This window comes from Streptomyces sp. NPDC006235, from assembly GCF_040613735.1.
In the GTDB taxonomy this organism is placed as follows: domain Bacteria; phylum Actinomycetota; class Actinomycetes; order Streptomycetales; family Streptomycetaceae; genus Streptomyces.
This window is the reverse complement of sequence record NZ_JBEXSR010000044.1, coordinates 1-19,282: the sequence shown is the minus strand read 5'-3', so window position 1 is coordinate 19,282 and position 19,282 is coordinate 1. Positions and strand designations below refer to the sequence as shown.

Annotated in this window: 19 protein-coding genes and 1 riboswitch; of the genes, 7 read left to right on the top strand and 12 right to left on the bottom strand. The window is 72.3% G+C overall.

The annotated features are described in order from the left end of the window. Positions 1–223: 223 nt before the first annotated feature. Genes ABZ192_RS35435 through ABZ192_RS35405 form a run of 7 tightly spaced genes read right to left on the bottom strand, consistent with a single transcriptional unit; the run spans position 224 to position 4,935 of the window. Positions 224–679, bottom strand: coding sequence for a PH domain-containing protein (locus tag ABZ192_RS35435; RefSeq protein WP_356928585.1), 456 nt, complete (start codon positions 677–679; stop codon positions 224–226). Positions 680–692: 13 nt separating this feature from the next. After that, positions 693–1,541, bottom strand: coding sequence for an ATP phosphoribosyltransferase (gene hisG, locus ABZ192_RS35430; RefSeq protein ID WP_020273518.1), 849 nt, complete (start codon positions 1,539–1,541; stop codon positions 693–695). A gap of 45 nt (positions 1,542–1,586) precedes the next feature. Then, a complete protein-coding gene (locus tag ABZ192_RS35425; protein WP_003988914.1) occupies positions 1,587–1,859 on the bottom strand; it encodes a phosphoribosyl-ATP diphosphatase in 273 nt (90 codons plus the stop codon). Between the two features lie 34 nt (positions 1,860–1,893). Continuing rightward, complete coding sequence (gene ribH, locus ABZ192_RS35420) at positions 1,894–2,379, bottom strand: 6,7-dimethyl-8-ribityllumazine synthase (protein ID WP_356928584.1); 486 nt, start codon at positions 2,377–2,379, stop codon at positions 1,894–1,896. 20 nt (positions 2,380–2,399) lie between these two features. Continuing rightward, on the bottom strand, positions 2,400–3,689 hold the full coding sequence (locus tag ABZ192_RS35415) for a bifunctional 3,4-dihydroxy-2-butanone-4-phosphate synthase/GTP cyclohydrolase II (RefSeq protein ID WP_356928583.1): 1,290 nt from the start codon (positions 3,687–3,689) through the stop codon (positions 2,400–2,402). Next, positions 3,686–4,330, bottom strand: coding sequence for a nicotinamide mononucleotide transporter family protein (locus ABZ192_RS35410; RefSeq protein ID WP_356928582.1), 645 nt, complete (start codon positions 4,328–4,330; stop codon positions 3,686–3,688). The genes ABZ192_RS35415 and ABZ192_RS35410 overlap by 4 nt, the downstream gene beginning before the upstream one ends. Continuing rightward, on the bottom strand, positions 4,327–4,935 hold the full coding sequence (locus ABZ192_RS35405) for a riboflavin synthase (RefSeq protein WP_356928581.1): 609 nt from the start codon (positions 4,933–4,935) through the stop codon (positions 4,327–4,329). Before ABZ192_RS35405 ends, ABZ192_RS35410 begins: the two co-directional genes overlap by 4 nt. A 144-nt stretch (positions 4,936–5,079) precedes the next feature. Next, positions 5,080–5,210, bottom strand: a riboswitch (FMN riboswitch). Positions 5,211–5,509: 299 nt separating this feature from the next. Between ABZ192_RS35405 and ABZ192_RS35400 the strand changes: the two genes are divergently transcribed. Both ABZ192_RS35400 and ABZ192_RS35395 read left to right on the top strand, forming a co-directional pair. Then, positions 5,510–6,397 carry an RNA polymerase sigma-70 factor gene (locus ABZ192_RS35400; RefSeq protein WP_356928580.1) on the top strand — a complete coding sequence of 296 codons (888 nt, stop codon included), beginning with the start codon at positions 5,510–5,512 and terminating at the stop codon, positions 6,395–6,397. A gap of 531 nt (positions 6,398–6,928) precedes the next feature. Then, the gene (locus ABZ192_RS35395; RefSeq protein WP_356928579.1) at positions 6,929–7,705 is read left to right on the top strand and encodes an NAD(P)H-binding protein; all 777 of its coding nucleotides are present in this window, start codon (positions 6,929–6,931) and stop codon (positions 7,703–7,705) included. A 14-nt stretch (positions 7,706–7,719) separates the two neighbouring features. Here the strand turns inward: ABZ192_RS35395 and ABZ192_RS35390 are convergent, their stop codons facing one another. After that, entirely contained in the window at positions 7,720–8,982 is a 1,263-nt protein-coding gene (locus tag ABZ192_RS35390; protein WP_356928578.1) for an ROK family transcriptional regulator, read from the bottom strand. Positions 8,983–9,141: 159 nt separating this feature from the next. Here ABZ192_RS35390 and ABZ192_RS35385 point away from each other — a divergent pair, with 159 nt between their 5' ends. Beyond that, a complete protein-coding gene (locus ABZ192_RS35385; RefSeq protein ID WP_356928577.1) occupies positions 9,142–10,347 on the top strand; it encodes an MFS transporter in 1,206 nt (401 codons plus the stop codon). A gap of 93 nt (positions 10,348–10,440) precedes the next feature. Then, a complete protein-coding gene (locus tag ABZ192_RS35380) occupies positions 10,441–11,823 on the top strand; it encodes a solute carrier family 23 protein (protein WP_356928576.1) in 1,383 nt (460 codons plus the stop codon). Here ABZ192_RS35380 and ABZ192_RS35375 read toward each other — a convergent pair. Then, positions 11,802–12,935: a glycoside hydrolase family 6 protein gene (locus tag ABZ192_RS35375; RefSeq protein WP_356928627.1), complete on the bottom strand. Its 1,134-nt coding sequence runs from the start codon at positions 12,933–12,935 to the stop codon at positions 11,802–11,804. The two genes, ABZ192_RS35380 and ABZ192_RS35375, sit on opposite strands and share 22 nt — an antisense overlap. A gap of 175 nt (positions 12,936–13,110) precedes the next feature. Between ABZ192_RS35375 and ABZ192_RS35370 the strand changes: the two genes are divergently transcribed. Continuing rightward, a complete protein-coding gene (locus ABZ192_RS35370) occupies positions 13,111–13,836 on the top strand; it encodes a DUF5995 family protein (RefSeq protein ID WP_356928575.1) in 726 nt (241 codons plus the stop codon). On the opposite strand, the gene ABZ192_RS35365 is transcribed toward ABZ192_RS35370, so the two are convergent. After that, positions 13,833–15,530 (bottom strand): NAD(P)/FAD-dependent oxidoreductase, encoded by a 1,698-nt coding sequence (locus ABZ192_RS35365; protein WP_356928574.1) that lies wholly within the window; start codon positions 15,528–15,530, stop codon positions 13,833–13,835. The genes ABZ192_RS35370 and ABZ192_RS35365 overlap by 4 nt on opposite strands. 46 nt (positions 15,531–15,576) lie before the next feature. Further along, positions 15,577–16,365 carry a carbon-nitrogen hydrolase family protein gene (locus ABZ192_RS35360; protein WP_356928573.1) on the bottom strand — a complete coding sequence of 263 codons (789 nt, stop codon included), beginning with the start codon at positions 16,363–16,365 and terminating at the stop codon, positions 15,577–15,579. Positions 16,366–16,663: 298 nt separating this feature from the next. Here ABZ192_RS35360 and ABZ192_RS35355 point away from each other — a divergent pair, with 298 nt between their 5' ends. Beyond that, positions 16,664–17,242 (top strand): Repetin, encoded by a 579-nt coding sequence (locus tag ABZ192_RS35355; protein ID WP_356928572.1) that lies wholly within the window; start codon positions 16,664–16,666, stop codon positions 17,240–17,242. Here the strand turns inward: ABZ192_RS35355 and ABZ192_RS35350 are convergent. Next, the gene (locus tag ABZ192_RS35350) at positions 17,211–18,407 is read right to left on the bottom strand and encodes an MFS transporter (protein ID WP_356928571.1); all 1,197 of its coding nucleotides are present in this window, start codon (positions 18,405–18,407) and stop codon (positions 17,211–17,213) included. The genes ABZ192_RS35355 and ABZ192_RS35350 overlap by 32 nt on opposite strands. A 312-nt stretch (positions 18,408–18,719) precedes the next feature. On the opposite strand from ABZ192_RS35350, the gene ABZ192_RS35345 reads away from it, so the two are divergent. After that, complete coding sequence (locus tag ABZ192_RS35345) at positions 18,720–19,193, top strand: hypothetical protein (protein ID WP_356928570.1); 474 nt, start codon at positions 18,720–18,722, stop codon at positions 19,191–19,193. Positions 19,194–19,282 lie beyond the last annotated feature (89 nt).

The window sequence follows — 19,282 nt, the reverse complement described above, 5'->3', positions numbered from 1 at the left end:
GCACGGTCGCGGACACGGTCCGCGCTATGTCGGCAGGGGGCGGCGCAGGTACTGCAGGACGATCCGTCCATCGCCGGAGGGGGTCACTCCTCGGTTAGCAGGAGCCCCTGGCGCACCGGGCGGGGCAACAGGGGCAAAGGCGCATCCGTTCGCGCCTCCGCCAACAGATTAATCAAGACACGGCCCGGTGCGGCAGTGGTGGCCGCCCGGAGGATTCCCCGAGTCAGCCCCGAGGCCGCTCGGGGTCCGCGACGGAACGCGCCTCGGCGAGCGCCCGCAGGGCACGGGCGTCGGCGATCGCGCGCTGCCGGGCGATGCCCGGCTGGATGCCCAGCGCGGGCAGGCTGGTGCCGTCGCTGAGGTTGAGGAACACCCAGGGGTCGCCCGGCCGGAGGGTCACCTGAAGGATCTCGGCCCATTCCAGCCGGCGCTTGTTCGTGAGGTTGACCACAGTGACGCCGGACTCGTCGGCGACGACCTTGGGCCGCGCCAGCAGAAGCAGCACCGAGTCCAGCAGCAGCGCCGTCACGATGAAGCTGAGGCGTTCGGCGGGGCTGAGCTGCTTCAGCAGCATGGCGACGGCCGTGATCACCACGAGGATCGCGACGGCGGCGCTGAGCAGCACCGCACGGGTGCTGCCCGGCCGGAAGGTGACGGGCAGGGTGGGCAGATCGGACATCAGTGCGCGCCCCTCACAGACGGCAGGCGTGGATGGCCGTGGTCAGGATGGCCCGGGCGCCGATGTCGTACAGGTCGTCCATGATCCGCTGCGCTTCCTTGGCCGGGACCATCGCGCGGACGGCGACCCAGCCCTCGTTGTGCAGCGGGGACACGGTCGGCGACTCCAGGCCGGGGGTGAGGGCGACGGCCTTCTCCAGCTGCTCGACGCGGCAGTCGTAGTCCATCATCACGTACGTCCGGGCGACCAGGACGCCCTGGAGGCGGCGCAGGAACTGCTGCACCTTGGGGTCGTCGCCGTCCGCGCCGGTGCGGCGGATCACGACGGCCTCGGACTGCATGATCGGCTCGCCGACGACCTCCAGGCCCGCGTTGCGCAGCGAGGTGCCGGTCTCGACGACGTCCGCGATGACCTGGGCGACGCCGAGCTGGATGGCGGTCTCGACGGCGCCGTCGAGGTGGACGACGGAGGCGTCGATGCCGTGCTCGGCGAGGTGGGCCGCGACGATGCCCTCGTAGGAGGTGGCGACGGTCTTGCCCGCCAGGTCCGCCAGGCCGCTGATGGTGCCGGGCTTGCCGGCGTAGCGGAACGTGGAGCGGGCGAAGCCGAGGGCGAGGATCTCCTCCGCGTCGGCGCCGGAGTCGATCAGCAGGTCCCGGCCGGTGAGGCCGATGTCCAGCTGGCCGGAGGCGACGTAGATGGCGATGTCGCGGGGCCGGAGGTAGAAGAACTCGACCTCGTTCGTCGGGTCGACGATCCGCAGTTCCTTGGACTCCCGGCGCTGCTGGTAGCCGGCCTCATGCAGCATCTCCGCCGCAGGGCCTGACAGGGAACCCTTGTTGGGGACGGCGATGCGCAGCATGAGGTCGGCTTCCTTTGCGTGGGTGTCTTGCGGGAACGGGGCGGCTTACAGGTGGGCGTAGACGTCGTCGAGGGAGATGCCGCGGGCGACCATCATCACCTGGACGTGGTACAGCAGCTGCGAGATCTCCTCGGCGGCCGCTTCCTTGCCCTCGTACTCGGCGGCCATCCAGACCTCGGCGGCCTCTTCGACGACCTTCTTGCCGATGGCGTGGACGCCCTTCTCGACCAGTTCTGCGGTGCGGGAAGTGGCGGGGTCGCCCTGGGCGGCCTTGTGCTGGAGCTCGGTGAAGAGCTCCTCGAACGTCTTCTTGGACATGGTGACGCTCAGCCTATGCCACAGGTGCCCTTCGTCAGCGCCAGGGTTCGGATACTGAGCGGAGGGTGGCCGCGGTCGCCACCGCCGCCGTCACCGCCTCGTGTCCCTTGTCCTCGTGGGAGCCCTCCAGGCCGGCGCGGTCCAGGGCCTGCTCCTCCGTGTCGCAGGTCAGCACGCCGAAGCCGACGGGGACGCCGGTGTCGACCGAGACCTGGGTGAGGCCCTGGGTCACGCCCTGGCACACGTACTCGAAGTGGGGCGTGCCGCCGCGGATGACCACGCCGAGGGCGACGATCGCGTCGTAGCCGCGGCCCGCGAGGACCTTGGCGACGACGGGGAGTTCCCAGCTGCCGGGGACCCTGAGGAGGGTCGGCTCGTCGATGCCCAGGTCGTGCAGGGCGCGCAGGGCACCGTCGACCAGACCGTCCATCACCTTCTCGTGCCACTGTGCCGCGATGACGGCGACCCTGAGGTCACCCACATTGCGTACGGACAGCTCCGGTGCACCCTTGCCGCTCACGTCTCTCCCTCTGTGCTCTCTTACTGGTTGCCGCAGGCCGGCACGGTGGTCGTGTCCAGCCAGGGCAGGTCGTGGCCCATCCGGTCCCGCTTGGTGCGCAGGTAGCGGAGGTTGTGCTCGCCGGCGCTCACGGGCATCGGCACGCGCGCCTTCACCACGATGCCGTGGCGGGTGAGCGCGTCGGTCTTGTCGGGGTTGTTGGTCAGCAGGCGGACGCCGCGCACGCCGAGGTCGGCGAGGATCTGGGCTCCGGCGGCGTAGTCGCGGGCGTCGGCGGGCAGGCCGAGTTCGAGGTTGGCGTCGAGGGTGTCGCGGCCGCGCTCCTGGAGTTCGTAGGCGCGCAGCTTGGACATCAGGCCGATGCCGCGGCCCTCATGACCGCGCAGGTAGACCACGACTCCGCGGCCCTCGGCCTGGATACGCGCCAGCGAGGCGTCCAGCTGGGGGCCGCAGTCACAGCGGGCGGAGCCGAAGACGTCGCCGGTGAGGCATTCGGAGTGGACGCGGACGAGGACGTCCTGGCCGTCGCCGATCTCGCCGTGCACCAGGGCCACGTGCTCGACGCCGTCGACGGTGGAGCGGTAGCCGTAGGCGGTGAAGGTGCCGTGGGCGGTGGGCAGTTGGGTCCTGGCCTCGCGGCGGACGGTGGGCTCGCTGCTGCGGCGGTAGGCGATCAGGTCCTCGATGGAGATGATCGTCAGGCCGTGCTTGCGGGCGAAGGGGACCAGCTCGGGCAGGCGCAGCATCGTGCCGTCCTCACCGGCGATCTCGACGATCGCGCCGGCCGGGCGCAGGCCCGCGAGGCGGGCGAGGTCGACGGCGGCCTCGGTGTGGCCGTTGCGCGTGAGGACCCCGCCGGGCCGGGCGCGCAGCGGGAAGACATGGCCGGGGCGGACGAAGTCGTCGGGCTGGGCGGCGCCGTCGGCGAGCAGTTGGAGGGTGGTGGCGCGGTCGGCGGCCGAGATGCCGGTGCCCACGCCGTGCGCGGCGGAGGCGTCGACGGAGACCGTGAACGCCGTCTTCATCGACTCGGTGTTGTCCTCGACCATCTGCGGCAGGCGCAGCCGGTCGAGTTCGTCGCCCTCCATGGGCGCGCAGATCAGGCCGCGGCACTCGCTCATCATGAAGGCGACGATCTCGGGGGTCGCCTTCTCGGCGGCGATCACGAGGTCACCCTCGTTCTCCCGGTCCTCGTCGTCGACGACCACGACCGGGCGGCCGGCCGCGATGTCGGCGATGGCCTGCTCGACCGGGTCGAGCGTGAGGTCCTCGAAGCCGTCGGTGCCGTACAGGATCGGTGCCGTGCTCATGCCGGCGCTCCTTCCAGGGCGGGCTGCGCTGCCGTGCGGGAGCGCAGCCACCAGTCGCGCAGGCCCCACAGGACGAGCGCGCCGTAGATGACGTAGACGAAGCCGGAGAAGGCGAAGCCGTTGGCGAAGTTCAGCGGGACGCCGACCAGGTCGACCAGCAGCCAGGCGAACCAGAACTCGACCATGCCGCGGGCCTGGGCGTACATCGCGACGATGGTGCCGACGAAGATGTACGCGTCCGGCCAGGGGTCCCAGGACAGGGTCGGGAAGGCTGTGAACAGGCCGCCGACCGCGAGGGTGCCGAGGGCGGCGGCGCCGGTCAGGATCCCGCGCTCGCGCCAGGTCGCGAAGCGTACGGCGATGGAGCCGTCCTGGGCCTGCCGCCGGCCGCGGTTCCACTGCCAGAAGCCGTACGTGGCGACGAGCATCACGACGATCTGCTTGCCGGCGCTGCCGGAGAGGTGGGCGGTGGCGAAGGCCGTGAAGAGGATCAGGCCGGAGACGAACTGGGCGGGCCAGGTCCATATGGAGCGGCGCCAGCCGAGGGCGAGGGCGGCCAGGCCGATCACGTTGCCGATCATGTCGGACCACTTGATGTGCTGGCCGAAGAGCGTGAAGGCCTCGGAGTTGAGCCAGTTCACTTGGCCGCCCCCCGCGCACGGTCGCCCAGCATCCGCTCGACGTACTTGGCGATGACGTCCACCTCGAGGTTGACCGGGTCGCCGGGCTGCTTGTGGCCGAGCGTGGTCAGGTCGAGGGTGGTGGGGATGAGGCTGACGGTGAAGTAGTCGGGGCCGGCGTCGACGACGGTGAGGCTGATGCCGTCGACGGTGATGGAGCCCTTCTCGACGACGTACCGGGTGAGGTCCGCGGGGAGGGAGATCTTCACGATCTCCCAGTTGTCGGACGGCTTGCGCTCCAGGATCTCGCCGGTGCCGTCCACATGGCCCTGCACGATGTGCCCGCCGAGGCGTTCGCCGACGGCCATGGGGCGTTCGAGGTTGACACGGGAGCCCGCCTTGAGCGCGCCGAGGCTGGAGCGGTTGAGGGTCTCGGCCATCACGTCGGCGGTGAACTCGTCGCCCTCGTGGTCGACGACCGTGAGGCAGACGCCGTTGACGGCGATGGAGTCGCCGTGTTTCGCGCCCTGGGTGACGACGGGGCCTCGCAGGCGGAAGCGACAGGCGTCGTCGAGGGTCTCGACGGCGGTGACCTCGCCCAGCTCTTCGACGATTCCGGTGAACACTTCCCGGGTCCTCCTGCCTCTTTGGGCACGGACTCCGGGGCTGTCGATGACGACAGATCTACGAGCGAGGACACCGGGAACGACGCCGGACGGAGTCCGCCCGGAGGACGGACTTCATGGGCGGCGCGCACGTATGCCCGCTCGCCGCGCACTGCCTCCCATCCGGACTTTAACCGTCGGTCCAGGAATTTCACCTGGTCAACCGGCCGCTGGAGGCGACCGGGTCGCGGACTGTAACCGCCGGTTCGGACTTTCACCGACCCCGGAGTGCGCTGCTACTGATACAAGGCCAGTGTGCCACGCCTGATCGATGTCCAGACGGGCGAGCGGTGTGGGGTGCCTCACAGAACGTGTCGCCACCCTTCCCGTGCGCGACAGGGTGATGCAACTCCCGTGCGCTCCCACCCTCGTTGGACACCCCTCGCGTTGGTACACACCTATTGACGATGTGGTCTAGTCCTTTCTAGGGTCGTGCGCATCTCGCCCGGACCGGCCCGGCGGCGGTGACGACGGCCCTTGCCCGCCGTCGGGCCTTCCCACGCCGCACGGACGGTGTTCTGGCAGGGTGAGGCGTATGACCACCACGCTCGCCGAGGAGTTCGAGACCCACCGGCCCCGGCTGTTCTCGCTCGCCTACCGGCTGCTGGGCTCCGCGCAGGAGGCGCAGGACGCGGTCCAGGACGCGTATCTGCGCTTCAGCGGCGCGGACCGCGCGGAGATCGAGCATCCGGCGGCCTGGCTCGCCAAGGTCGTCACCAACTTGTGTCTGAACCGGCTGACCTCCGCCCGGGCCCGGCGCGAGCAGTACGTCGGCACCTGGCTGCCCGAGCCGGTGGTGACCGCGGACGGCGCGCTCGGGCCGCTGGAGTCGGCCGAGCAGCGGGACGCCGTGTCGATGGCGATGCTGGTGCTCCTGGAGCGGCTCACCCCGGCCGAGCGGGCGGTGTACGTGCTGCGGGAGGCGTTCGGCTACGGGCACCGGGAGATCGCCGGTGTGCTGGATCTGAGTGAGGCCAACTGCCGCCAGCTGTACCGGCGGGCCGTGCGGCGGGTGGGCGAGCCGCAGGCCCGGTTCGAGGCCGCGTCCGAGCGGCAGGAGGAACTCGTCACGTCGTTCATCACGGCGGCGCGCGAGGGCGACCTGGCCGGGCTGGAGAAGCTGCTCGCGGCCGACGCGACCTGGTGGAGCGACGGGGGCGGCAAGGTCACCGCGGCCCGGTGGCCGATCGAGGGCGGGCCGAGGATCGCCCAGTTCCTGGCGGGCGGGGGCCCGAAGTTCTCGGTGGGCCTGGAGTTCACCGTCACCGAGGTCAACGGCGCGACGGGGCTTGCCAGCTGGGCGGGCGACACCCTCGTCGGCCTGGCGGCCTTGGAGGTGCGCGACGGGCTGGTCGTGGGCGTGCGGGCCGTGGTCAACCCGGAGAAACTGGCATTCGCACGGCGCCAGCTCAGTCGGCCGTAGGGCCGGCGGGGCGGGGACGCGGGGTCGCCGACGGGAGCGGGACGCCTGTCGCGGGTCGTCGGGCGCAGGTCGTGGGTCGTGGGTCGTGGGTCGTGATCGCGGGTCGTAGGGCGGCACGGGACGCAGGTCATACCGGGCACCGGACGCGGATCGAAAGGCGGGGTCGAGGATCGTCGCGCGGGTCGTCGCGGGGCGTCGCGCGGGTCGCGGATCGTCGGCGCGGGACGCCAGTCGCGCCGGGCACGAGACGCGAACGCCGGGCGCGGTCGCGGAACGCCACGCGGCTCGCAGATCGTCGCGCGGGACGCGGAACGTCAGGCTGGACGCGGAGCACCGGCGCGGGACACGGATCGCCAGCGCGGGAAGCGGATCACCGGCGCGGGACGCCAGTCGTGCCGGGCGCGCAGCGCGCGATGGCGGACGCGGTCCCGGATCGCCGCGCGGGGTGTCACATCCGGCAGGGGCTGTCCGGTCTCAGTTGCAGAGGGCGCTCCGGCCGGGAGCGTCGGCGTTGTGAAGGGACTGAACAGCATGACCACGATCCTGGTGACCGGCGGCACCGGAACGCTCGGCCGGCTCGTCGCCGAGCGGCTGCGCGCGGACGGGCACGACGTGCGGGTGCTCAGCCGGCACACCCAGCCGTACGCGGTCGACCTGCGGGAGGGCGGTACCGCGCTGGACGCGGCCGTTGCCGGTGTGGACACGATCGTGCACTGCGCGTCATCACCCAAGGGCGACGAGCGGGCGGCGGCGAACCTCATCAGGGCGGCGCGCGGGGCCGGTGTGCGGCACCTCGTCTACATCTCCATCGTGGGCGTCGACCGGGTGCCGTTCCGCTACTACAAGAGCAAGCTCGCGGTGGAGAAGCTGATCGAGCAGTCGGGGCTCGACTGGACCGTGCTGCGGGCGACGCAGTTCCACGACCTGCTCGTCATGTTGTTCCAGGGGCTGGCGAAGCTGCCGGTCCTGTTCCTGCCGGCGGGTGTCCGGGACCAGCCGGTCGAGGTGGCCGAGGTCGCCGACCGGCTGGCCGGACTGGCGGCGGGGGCACCGGCGGGGCGGGTCGAGGACATGGGCGGGCCGCAGGTGCGGACGATCGAGTCCCTGGCCCGCGCGTATCTGAAGGCGACCGGGCGGCGTCGGGCGGTGGTGAACGTACCGCCGCGGGGCGCGGCGTTCCGGGGCTTCCGCAGCGGTGGTCACCTGACGCCGCAGCAGGCGACCGGCACGGGCACGTTCGAGGAGTACCTGGCGCGGCGGTACGGGGGCGAGCAGGCACGGACGGGCAGCGGGCAGTCCCGGGCGTGACACCCGGGGCCGGACTACCACCGCCGTACGGGCCGTTCCCCCGGAGCGAAGAGTTCCTCCTGGGCGCGGTCGCGGGCCGTGAGGAGGGCGCCGCGCAGGACCGCGCTGCCGCCGAGTGCGGTTGTCCGTACCTCCGTGGGCAGCGGGGTCATCCGGCCGATGCGGTCCTGCACGCGGGCGGCGAGTCCGTCGCCGCCCGCTCGGCCGACCTCGCCGCCGAGCACCACGCAACCGGGGTCCAGGATCGCGACGACCGCGGCGACACCGACGGCGAGACGATCGGCGAGGGCGTCGAGGAAACGGGCGGCGGGGACGGCCGCGGGGGACTCGGACACCCCGGCCCCCGTCTCCGCCGCCCGCACGTCGCGCACAGCCGACCGCACCACACCGACCGCCGCCCGCACGACCCCCACCACCGCCGGCTCCTGCCCCGGCTCCGGTGAAACCCCGTACCGTGCCGCGAGGTCCACGACCGCGGCCGACGCCGCCAGGGAGTGGAACCCGCCCTCGCAGTCCTTCGAGGACGGCAGCGCGGCCGGGCCCGGGACCGGGAGGAAGCCGATCTCGCCGGTGCCGCCGGAGGCACCGCGCCGTAGTGCGCCGTCGAGGACCACCGCCGCGCCCGTTCCGTGGCCGAGCCACAGCAGGACGAAGGTGTCCCGGTCCCGGGCCGCCCCGTCACGCTGCTCCGCCAGCGCCGCGAGGTTGGTCTCGTTCTCCACGCTCACCCGGGCCTCGGGCAGCCGCTCCTGGAGGGCGGCGACGAGCCGGCGGTGCCACTCCGGCAGCCCGGAGGAATCGCGGAGTTCGCCGCTGGCCGGGTCGATCAGGCCGGGCGCCCCGATCCCGACGGTGTGCAGACGGTCCGCGCCGGCCTCCTTCACCACGCGCTCGACCAGCGCCACCGCCTGCTCGACGGCGGGGCCCGTCCCCATGTCGCCGCCGATGGGCACCGACTCCTCGGCCAGCACCCGTCCCACCAGGTCCGCGACGGCCACGGCGACACCCTCCGTGCGTACGTCCAGCGCGGCGAGGTGCGCCCGGTCGGCGACGATGCCGTACACCTTGGCGTTGGGCCCGCGGCGCTGCTCCCCCGCCTCTCCGACCACCTCGATGAGCCCTGCGGCGTTGAGGCGTTCGACGAGGTCGGCGACGGTGGGCCGGGACAGACCGGTCAGGTGCTTCAACTGCCCTGCCGTCAGCGGGCCCTCCTGCTGGAGCAGGCGCAGGGCGAGCCGGTCGTTGATGGCCCGGGCGGTGCTCGGGGATGCGGGCATGCCGGGATCCTTCCAGATCTGTGGGGCCAAACGGCCGGGTGTTCCGGCCGACCGGTCATCCCCTTATCTATCAGGCAGGGTTCCTGATAGTTTACGCCCGCCACCGCGCGCCAACGGGCGCCCACGCGGGGAAGACCAGGAGAGGACGGGGGCCGGAGAATGAGCAACGTGGTCCATGACGAGCGCGAGGTGAAGCGGTCGCGGTACGCCGTGGCCGCCGTCTTCGCCGTGCACGGCGCCGTGACCGGCTCGTTCGCCACCCGCGTGCCGTGGATCCAGGACCACGCGGGCGTCAGCGCCGGCCAGTTGGGGATCGCGCTCGCCTTCCCCGCGCTCGGCGCGTCCGTCGCGATGCCGCTCGCCGGCAGCGTCAGCCACCGCTTCGGTGCCCGCAACGCGCTGCGCGGACTGATCGCCCTGTGGACGCTGTCGCTGATCCTGCCGTCCCTCGCCCCGAACCTGCTCACGCTCTGCCTGGCCCTGTTCACCTACGGCGCCACGGCGGGCATGGCGGACGTGGCGATGAACGCGCTGGGCGTCGAGGTCGAGAACCGCCTCGGCCGGTCGATCATGTCCGGTCTGCACGGCATGTGGAGCGCGGGCGCCCTGGTCGGCTCGGCGGCCGGCACGCTCGCCGCGCACCTCGGATCGGACGCCCGGCTGCACCACGTCCTGGCCGCCGCGGTCCTCACCGTCGTCGGCGTGCTGTCCTGTCAGTGGGTGCTCGACCTCCAGCCCGCCGAGGACGAGGAGCCGCCGCCGCGCTTCGCGCTGCCGCCCCGGTCGGCGCTGCTCATCGGTGCGATCGGGTTCTGCGCGGTGTTCGCCGAGGGCGCGAGCCTGGACTGGTCGGCGGTCTATCTGCGCGAGCAGTTGGAGACCTCGGCCGGTCTCGCCGCGGCGTGCACGACGGGCTTCACGCTCACCATGGCCATCGCCCGGATCGCCGGTGACAAGGTCGTGGACCGCTTCGGTGCCGTGCGGACCGTGCGGGCGAGCGGCGTGTTCGCCGTCTTCGGCGGGCTGCTGATCGTGGTCGCCGAGCACCCGGCGGTGGCGATGACCGGGTTCGCGCTGATGGGGCTGGGCATCGCCGTCGTGGTACCGCTGTGCTTCGCGGCGGCGGGCCGCAGCGGGGCCAACCCGAGCCTGGCCATCGCGGGCGTCGCGACCATCACGTACACCTCGGGCCTGGTCGCGCCGAGCGCGATCGGCCTGCTGGCGCAGGCGACCAGCCTGATGGTGTCGTTCGCCCTGGTGACGCTGCTGTCCTGCGGACTGGTGGCGTTCGCGCGCGTGCTGCGCCCCGGCGACCGGGCGACGATCAGCCGGCCGGACGCGTCGGTCCCCGACCCGCGGCCCTGAACGAGCCTCCGATCGCCCTGGGTCATCACCACCGCTGACGCACCCCGACAATGGTCCGGACACTCGCACGCACGACGAAAGCGAAACCGCACCATGGATCTCGGCGTCCGCTGGAAACTGCACGGCGGCGACGGACGCACCCCGGCGCCCGGCGCGGTGGTCCGCCCCGACGAGCGGCTCTCCTGGCCCCGCACCGCCGGGCTCGGTGCCCAGCACGTGGTCGCCATGTTCGGCGCGTCCTTCGTGGCCCCGGTCTTGATGGGCCTGGACCCCAACCTCGCGATCATGATGTCGGGCGTCGCGACCGTCGTGTTCCTGCTCGCCACCCGCGGCCGCGTGCCCAGCTATCTGGGCTGCTCGCTGTCCTTCGTCGGCGTGGCGGCGGTCATCCGGGCGCAGGGCGGCAGCAGTGCCACCGTCACCGGCGCGGTGTTCGTCGTCGGCGTCGCGCTGTTCCTCGTGGGGCTCGCCGTGCGGCGGTTCGGTGCGCGGATCATCCACGCCGCGATGCCCCCGGTCGTGACCGGCGCGGTGGTGATGCTGATCGGCTTCAACCTGGCGCCGGTGACGGCCTCGACGTACTGGCCGCAGGATCAGTGGACGGCGCTGCTGGTGATGCTGTTCACCGGGCTGGCGGTCGTCTGTCTGCGCGGTTTCTGGTCCCGGATCGCGATCTTCCTCGGGCTGGTCTTCGGGTACGGCATCTCCTGGGTCTTCGACCTGGTCTTCGGCAGGATCCACTCGGTGGACGCGAGCGGCAAGCTCACCGACCACTGGCGGCTGGACCTCTCCGGCGTGGGTCAGGCCGACTGGATCGGGCTGCCGACCCTGCACGCCCCGTCGTTCGAGTGGTCGGCGATCCTGGTCGCCCTGCCGGTCGTCATCGCGCTGGTCGCGGAGAACGCCGGGCACGTCAAGGCGGTCGGCGAGATGACCGGCGACCCGCTGGACGACAAGCTCGGCACGGCGATCGCGGCCGACGGCGTCGGCTCGATGCTGTCCACCGCGGTCGGCGGCCCGCCCAACACCACGTACTCCGAGAACATCGGCGTGATGGCCGCGACCCGCGTCTACTCCACGGCCGCCTACTGGGCCGCCGCCGGCTTCGCCCTGCTCTTCGGCGTCTGCCCGAAGTTCGGCGCGGTCGTCGCCGCGATCCCGGGCGGTGTCCTCGGCGGCATCACCGTGATCCTGTACGGCATGATCGGCCTGCTCGGCGCCCAGATCTGGCTCAACGCCGGGGTGGACCTGCGCAATCCGCTGAATCTGGTCCCGGCGGCGGCCGGCATCATCATCGGCGTCGGCAACGTCTCCATGAAGATCACGGACACCTTCTCGCTGAGCGGCATCGCGCTCGGCACGCTCGTCGTCATCACCGGCTACCACGCGCTGCGGGCCTTCGCCCCGCCGCACCTGAAGACGCAGCAGCCACTGCTGGACGAGGGCACCAGCTCCTACGACGAGGCCAAGTCGTAGGCGTACGACGCCGTGAACGTCCCCGGCTTGCCCTTGCAGCCGTCCGACTCCCCCGGCAGCTTGACCCAGAGATAGGCGTCGATCCGGTCCTCGCCTGTGCTGAGGGTCGGTGTCCGGCCGAGCTTGCGGCCCGCCGGGTCGCACCAGGTGCCGCCGGGCGGGGCGCCGTTGCCGTTGCGGCTGGTGTCGATGACGGCGCCCAGGCCCGCCGGGCCGCCGAGCGCGTCCAGGACCCGCCGGTCGTAGGCCACCTCGTCGGCCGTGGTGTGGAAGTTGGAGACGTTGCTGAAGATCCCGTCGGAGGAGGCGGGCGAGGCGGCACCGGCCTGCCGCAGCCACGCGGCCTGCTGGCCGGGCGCGTTCCAGCCCGAGTGCCCCGCGTCGAAGTACACGCGGGCCCGGGGGTTGGCGGCCTTCAGCACGCGTCCGGCCCGGGCCAGCGAGGCGAAGCGGTCCGCGCGCTCACCGGCGGACAGGCACGCGGCCTGGGCGACCGAGTCCGGCTCCAGGACGACGATGACCTCGCCGGAGCCCAGCCCGTCGGCGAACCGGTCGATCCACGCGTCGTAGGCGTCGAGGTCGGGCGCCCCGCCCTGGGAGTACCCGCCGCAGTCCCGGCCGGGGATCGCGTACGGCACGAGGACGGGCACCCGGCCCAGGGCGGCACCGCCCGACGTCACGGCGGCGACCCGCGCGGTGAGCGTGTCCGGGGAGTAGTCGGCGAACCAGACGGCGGCCGGCTGGTCGGCGATGCGAGAGGCGATGACCGCGTGGCGAGGATCGCCGGAGTTGTCCCGGACCCAGTCGAGCACCTGGGAGTCGGGGTGGCGGTAGAGCCGGGCGCTCACGCGGCTGGTCCGCTCCTGCTTCTTCCGGGGTCGCGACGGCGACGGGGTAGGGCTCGGCGCCACCGGCGCGGAGGTGGCGGGCGTGGGGGAAGCCGACCCGGTGACCGACGGGGACACCGACGGCGCCGCGGGCAAGGGCGCCAGCCGGGGCGACGCGGACACCACGGGGCGCTGGGCCCGGTCCGGGCCGCGCCGGTCGTCGAACGCGGACAGCACCCCGGCGACCGAGCCGGCCGCGACCACGACGGAGGCCGCCGCGACCATCGCGCCACGCCGTACGGCACGCCTGCGCTCGGCCCTGCGGGCAGCCAGGCGCTGGGCACGCGAGCCTGACACGGTGCCGGTCCCCCTCCCCCTGCGGCGGGCGGCGTTCCCCCGTTCCGGGGAAGCGCCGGGCCTGCCGGTACTCCCGCCAGCCTAGAGCTGGGACTCTGCCCGCATGCCGCGATGCGAACAAGTCCCCCCAGCCCTGGACACTCCGGTCGACGGAGTCATCTCCCGTATGCGCGCCCTCGACGCGACCCTGCACCCCCGGGACGGGGTGGCCGTCTTCAACCGCGTCTACCTCGCCGTGACAGAAGCGGTGGACCGGTACGTCGACACCGGGCGGTTCGTGGACCCGTACGCCGCGATCACGCTGGACGTTCGGTTCGCGCAGCGGTACCTGGAGGCCGTCGAGGCGGTGGCCGGCGAGCGGCGCCCGCCGGCCTGTTGGCGGCCCCTGTTCCAGTTCCGGCGCCACCCCGGAGTACGTCCGCTGCAGTTCGCGCTCGCGGGCATCAACGCGCACATCGGGCACGATCTCGCGCTGGCCGTCGTGGACACCTGCCGTACGCTCGGCCGCGCACCCGTCGAGCTGGAGGACGAGTTCGACGCGGTGGGCGATCTCCTCGTCTCGCTGGAGGAGCGCATCCGCGAAGAGCTGATGCCGGGACCCGACCTCCTCCAGATCGCGGACCCGCTGACCCATCTGCTCGGCTCATGGAGCCTGGAGCGCGCCCGCGACGCCGCGTGGACGGCGGCCCGGGCGCTGTGGGCGCTGCGCGGACTCCCCGACGTCGCCGAGGAGTTCACCGAGCGCCTGGACACGGCGGTGGGTTTCGCGGGGCGCATGCTGCTCACGCCCCTGCCCGAACCGCGGCTCCCGTCCCCCTGGTCCTCCTAGTCCTCCGGAAGCTCGACCGGCGCGATCTCGTCGTACACGTCGCCGGGGCCCGGGTTGGCCGGGTCGGTCGTGCCGCCGAAGTGGTGCATGACGCCCCAGACCGCGTTGAGGGCGGTCTGGACGGCGCCCTCGGCCCAACCGGCCGTCCAGGAGATGTCGTCGCCGGCGAGGAAGATGCCGCGCTTGTCCTCGGGCAGCCGGTCCTGCATGAAGTGCGTGAACAGGCGCCGCTGGTAGCGGTAGTGGCCGGGCAGGTTGGCCTTGAACGCGCCCATGAAGTACGGCTCGTTCTCCCAGGACACGGTCACGGGGTTGCCGATGATGTGCTTGCGGATGTCGACCTTCGGATAGATCTCGCCGAGCGACTTGAGCATGACCTCCATCCGCTCGTTCGCGGACAGCGGCAGCCACTTGAGGCTGTCGTCGCACCAGGTGTAGGAGAGGCAGATGACGGCGGGCTGGTCGGGCCCGTTGTCGAGGAGGTAGGTCCCGCGCGTCATCCGGTCGGTGAGCGTCATCGACATGACGTCCCTCCCGGTCTCCTCGTCCTTGTCGAGCCAGAACGGCCGGTCGACCGGCACGAAGAGCTTGGAGCTCTCCATGTAGTGCGTGCGCTCGATGGCCGTCCAGTGGTCGATCGGGAAGAGCGAGTCGTCGCAGTCGATCTTCGACAGCAGCATCCAGGACTGTGCGGTGAAGATCGCCGCCGGGTAGGTCCGGATGTCGCCGCGCGCGTCGGTCACCGTGATGCGGTTGCCGGCGGTGCGGTGCAGGCGGGTGACGGCCGGGCGGGGCTCACGGTTGTCGTGGAGGCTCGCGAGCGAGGTCCCGTAGGCCCAGTGGACGATCTTCTCCGGCTCGCGTTCCCACAGGCGCAGCGGCAGTTGCTGGGAGCCGCCGACGATGCCGCGGTGGTGGTCGTCGGCCTCGGTGTAGACGACGCGCAGGATCTCCAGGATGGAGTTGGGGAAGTCGGTGTCCCAGCCGCCCGTGCCGAAACCGACCTGGCCGAAGATCTCGCGGTGCCGGAAGGACTTGAACGCCTCGGAGTCGCAGAGGAAGCCGTAGAAGGTCTGGTTGTCGAGCTTCTCGACGAGCCGGGACCAGATCTCGCGGATGCGCGGGACATCCCGCTCGCGCAGGGCCCGGTTCATGTCGGAGAAGTCGGCGCCCTCCTCCAGGCACCGGTTCCAGGCCTCGGCGACGTCCCGGTACACCTGGGGCAGGTCGGCGATCGTCTCGGCGTAGTGCGACTCGCCCTTGAGGTCGACGACGGTCGACGGGGTCGTCTCCGCCAGGGGGTTGGGGAAGGGCCGCGTCTGGAGGCCGACGAGGTCGATGTAGTGCTGGAGGGCGGTGGAGGACGGCGGGAAGCGCATCGCGCCCATCTCGGCGGTGAGGGAGTCGTCGCACCCGTCGAAGCCCACCGTCCGCAGCCGCCCGCCGATCTGGTCGGCCTCGTACACGACCGGCTTGAGGCCCATCTTCATCAGCTCGTACGCGGCGACGATGCCGGACAGGCCGCCGCCGATGACCGCGACCTCCGTGCCGTGCTCGGTCGCGGGTATCTGCCCGAGACCCGCCGGGTGGGCCAGGAAGTCGTCGTAGGCGTACGGGAAGTCCGGGCCGAACATGGTGATCGGCGGCTGCTGCGCGTCTGCGTGCTCGACGGCGTTGGGCACGGTGGACGTCATGGGGTACGGACTCCTTGCGGAAGAAACAGGCAGGTGCAGGGGGAGGTCAGACGAGCGGCCCGTACAGGCCGGGGCGCCGGTCCCGCAGATACGGGTTGGCCTCGCGCGAGGCGGCGAGGAGGACGGGGTCGACGTCGGCGAGGACGAGTTCCTCGGCGCGCCCGGCCCGGGTCCGGGCGACCCCGTCGGGCCCGGCGAGCGTGGACAGCCCCACGAACTCGAACTCGCCCTCTCGTCCGGCCCGGTTGACGTACGCGACGTACATCTGGTTCTCGAAGGCGCGCACCGGGATCATCGACTCGGCGACGAACTGGAACGGGTGCATCTGCGCCGTCGGGACGATCAGCAGGTCGGTGCCGGCGAGGGCGTGGGCACGGACGTTCTCCGGGAACTCGACGTCGTAGCAGATCAGGATCCCGACGCGCAGACCGTCGAGCTCCGCCTGGACGACCGGCTGGTCCCCGGGCGTGAAGTGGTCCCGCTCGAAGCAGCCGAAGAGGTGGGTCTTGCGGTAGTTGGCGAGACGGGTGCCGTCCGCGGAGATCAGCTGGGCGGAGTTGAACACGGTCTCGCCGGCCCGCTCGGGGTAGCCGTAGGCGATCGCCAGTCCGTGCCTGGTCGCGGATTCGGCGACGGCGTCGGCGCAGTCGCCGTCGGCGGGCTCGGCGAGCCGGGCGATGTCGTCGCCGATCGCGTACCCGGTCAGGAACATCTCCGGTGCGACCAGCAGCCCGGCGCCCGCGGCGGCGGCCCGGCCCGCGGCCTCGTCGAGGACCTTGAGGTTCTCGACGGTGGAGCCGGGTCGGCCGGAGCTCTGGAGCAGGGCGGTGCGCATGCGTGTTCCTCACCGGTACGCGGGGGTTTCGGGGGGCCTGATAGACGGTACGGTCGGCGGCTCCGGCCGGACAAGGAGCAGCCGTTGCGCGTCCGTGAGCGGATCATTGCGTTCGCCGGCGGGTCGGCGGCGATTCGTTGCGGGCCCTGACGGTCCTTCCCCGGGTGCATGCCCGAACGGCACTTCTCCGCCGGGCGGCGGAGGCCGGGTCCCGTCCCGGGTGCGATGTGGCGAGGGCGCCGCGCCGGGACAGTGGTGAGCGTCCAGTCGACGTGCGTCACCTGCGGAAAGGACCGCCATGAACCGCCGTACGAGGACCGTCTTACTCGGCTCCGCCCTGCTGCTCACCGTCGCCGCCGCGGCCGGCTCGGCCGGAGCCGCCGCCCCCGACGGGAAGCGCGAGAGCACTGCAGCCTCCGCCCCCGACGAGAGCGGGCGTGAGGCCGCCGCGCTCACCGGCAAGGCCAAGCTGTACCGGTCGGCCGGGGACGACATCACCTTCTCCTTCGACGCGCACCTGGCCGCGAAGGACACGGCCGACCCGATGAGGGCCACCGGCACGTTCGAGTGGAGCCACTACCAGAACGGCGAGGGGGCCTGGGCCAAGGCGAAGGTCGACTGCCTTGTGACCGGCGGGAAGGTGGCCGTCGTCTCCGGTGTGATCACCGACTCCGACCTGCCGGGGGCCGAGGGCAAGCGGGTCGGCATCACCGTCCACGACGCCGGCCGGCACGACCGGCTCGGCTACAGCTGGGCGTCCACGGGCAGCCCCGTCGAGACGAAGGAGCTGCCCAAGTGCGTGGGATCCGCCCCCTTCGAGAAGGTCAGGAAGGGGACGGGCGACTTCACGGTCGTACCGTGGCGGCCCGCGCTCTAGCCAGCGCCAGCGCCGTCACCACATAAGGGATCGCCAGCACCGCGAAGACGCTGCTGTGCGCCATGTCCGTACCGAGCAGCGCGTACACGCCGAACGTGACGACCGTCGCCAGCTCGGTGCCCAGGCTCGCCACGGAGGTGAGCGTGGCCCGGCGTGACTCGTCGATACGGTGCTGGAGGCGGACGTCGGCCAGCACCTCCGCCAGCTGGAACCCGGCGAAGGCGAGGCTCACGAGGGCGATACCAGCCAGTGAGCGGGATCCGGCGCCCACGGCCAGGGCGAGTGCGGCGCCGGCGAGCAGCATGGCGAGACCGGCCGGGCCGAGGCGCTCGGCCGGTCCGGCCAGGAGGCTGCCGACGGTGACGCCCGCCCAGATCAGCATGATCAGGTAGGGCACGGTCGCTTCGGCGACGCCGATGTCCCGGACCAGCAGCGGGGTGTACTCGTCGAGCGCGCCCCACACCGCGGCAACGGCCGGGACCAGCAGCAGGGCGCCGCGCACGGAACGGTCCCGGCGGACCTCGGCGAGCCCGGTCCGCAGGGTCGTCGCCCAGCTGTCGGCGGCGTCGTCCGGCCGCACCCGGTGCTCGGTGAACCGGGTCGCAGTCAGGGCGGTCAGCACACAGGCCAGGAAGCTCGCGGCACCGACCGCCGCGTAGCCGCCCTGGGCGAAGACGGGCCCCGCGAGGCCTAGGGAGGCCACGGTGCCCACCAGTCGCGCGGCCCGGGCCCGGCCCATGACCCGCGCGTACCGGCCGGCGGCGCCGAGGTGGTCCAGCTCGTCGTACACCAGCGCCTCCAAGGCGCCGGAGCCGAGCGCCCCGCCCGCGCCCCACAGGACGAAGCCGACCGCGAAGGCCCAGTACGACGGGACGACCACCCACAGCGCGAAGCCGGCGGCGGTGAGCAGCGGGCCGATCCACAGCAGCCTCCGGCGGGACACGGCGTCGGCCCAGGCGCCGGAGGGCACTTCCAGCACCACCGAGGTGATCGACCACAGGGCGAACAGGGAGGAGATCTGCCAGAGCGACATGCCGGTGTCGGCGAACAACAGCGCGTACACCGGGTAGAGCAGGACGAAGTCGTCGAGGAACGCGTAGCCGTACAGCGTGGTCGTCAGCCGCCGGACGCCGGTGGCGGGCACGCGTGCGGGTGAAAGTGTCATGAGGCCTTCCCGTAAGGACCGAACGGACGCCGGAGTACGGCGGCCGAGGCGGTCCTCGGGAGGCGCGGCTGGTGGATCAATGTCGCCAGGTCATGACACCGATGGTAGGCGGGTCGGGGTCCGGAGCACAGTGAGAATTCCCAGGGGAGTCCGCCGGGAGGCAGGGGCGTCCTCCGCCGGAAGGAGGGCGGGCGCGGCCCGTCTCCCCCGCACGGCGACGGATGTCCGCCCGCCGGAGGAGGCCCCCGCACGGACGGCCGCGCGAGACTGGCCGGGCAGGCCGAATCCGACCGGCCGGCGAAGGGGGTCTCCATGGACGCCGCCGCACTGCTCTGTCTGCCGTACGTCGACGAGCACACGACGGTCGTCGCGGCGGACGCCGAGGTCGTGTGGGGCGCGCTCGGTGAGGTTCTGGACCGCTCTTTCGGGGGTGGCCGAGCGGTCGCGTACGCACGCCTGGTCGGTTGCGCCGACCGCACGGCCTCCGGGCCCCGTCCCCTGGGGGAGGGCTCGACCATTCCCGGTTTCCGGGTGGCCTCCGCGGTTCCGAGGGCGGAGCTGGTCCTGATCGGACGTCATCACTTCTCGACGTACGCCCTGCTCTTCCACCTGGACGAGGCCGGCCCGGGACGCACCCGGCTGCGTGCCGAGACCCGGGCGAGGTTCCCCGGCCCGGCCGGCGCCCTCTACGGTCGTCTCCTCATGACCACGGGCGCACACGCACTCGGCGTTCGGCGCCTGCTGACGGCGGTGCGCAGGGCCGGCGGCACCGCCGGCACCCCCTAGGGCCTGTCGTTTGGATCACGCCGCAGACGCGGGGTCTGGCACGCGCATCTGCGGCGTTGTCGTCGGTTGCCGATGCTCCGCATCGACGC

Coding starts and splice junctions, on each gene's coding strand:
- ABZ192_RS35365 (WP_356928574.1), bottom strand. CDS start 15,530: ATGACGTCCACCGTGCCCAACGCCGTCGAGCACGCAGACGCGCAGCAG.
- ABZ192_RS35380 (WP_356928576.1), top strand. CDS start 10,441: ATGGATCTCGGCGTCCGCTGGAAACTGCACGGCGGCGACGGACGCACC.
- hisG (WP_020273518.1), bottom strand. CDS start 1,541: ATGCTGCGCATCGCCGTCCCCAACAAGGGTTCCCTGTCAGGCCCTGCG.
- ABZ192_RS35385 (WP_356928577.1), top strand. CDS start 9,142: ATGAGCAACGTGGTCCATGACGAGCGCGAGGTGAAGCGGTCGCGGTAC.
- ABZ192_RS35395 (WP_356928579.1), top strand. CDS start 6,929: ATGACCACGATCCTGGTGACCGGCGGCACCGGAACGCTCGGCCGGCTC.
- ABZ192_RS35370 (WP_356928575.1), top strand. CDS start 13,111: ATGCCGCGATGCGAACAAGTCCCCCCAGCCCTGGACACTCCGGTCGAC.
- ABZ192_RS35425 (WP_003988914.1), bottom strand. CDS start 1,859: ATGTCCAAGAAGACGTTCGAGGAGCTCTTCACCGAGCTCCAGCACAAG.
- ABZ192_RS35400 (WP_356928580.1), top strand. CDS start 5,510: ATGACCACCACGCTCGCCGAGGAGTTCGAGACCCACCGGCCCCGGCTG.
- ABZ192_RS35355 (WP_356928572.1), top strand. CDS start 16,664: ATGAACCGCCGTACGAGGACCGTCTTACTCGGCTCCGCCCTGCTGCTC.
- ABZ192_RS35375 (WP_356928627.1), bottom strand. CDS start 12,935: ATGGTCGCGGCGGCCTCCGTCGTGGTCGCGGCCGGCTCGGTCGCCGGG.
- ABZ192_RS35415 (WP_356928583.1), bottom strand. CDS start 3,689: ATGAGCACGGCACCGATCCTGTACGGCACCGACGGCTTCGAGGACCTC.
- ABZ192_RS35435 (WP_356928585.1), bottom strand. CDS start 679: ATGTCCGATCTGCCCACCCTGCCCGTCACCTTCCGGCCGGGCAGCACC.
- ABZ192_RS35345 (WP_356928570.1), top strand. CDS start 18,720: ATGGACGCCGCCGCACTGCTCTGTCTGCCGTACGTCGACGAGCACACG.
- ABZ192_RS35350 (WP_356928571.1), bottom strand. CDS start 18,407: ATGACACTTTCACCCGCACGCGTGCCCGCCACCGGCGTCCGGCGGCTG.
- ABZ192_RS35390 (WP_356928578.1), bottom strand. CDS start 8,982: ATGCCCGCATCCCCGAGCACCGCCCGGGCCATCAACGACCGGCTCGCC.
- ABZ192_RS35360 (WP_356928573.1), bottom strand. CDS start 16,365: ATGCGCACCGCCCTGCTCCAGAGCTCCGGCCGACCCGGCTCCACCGTC.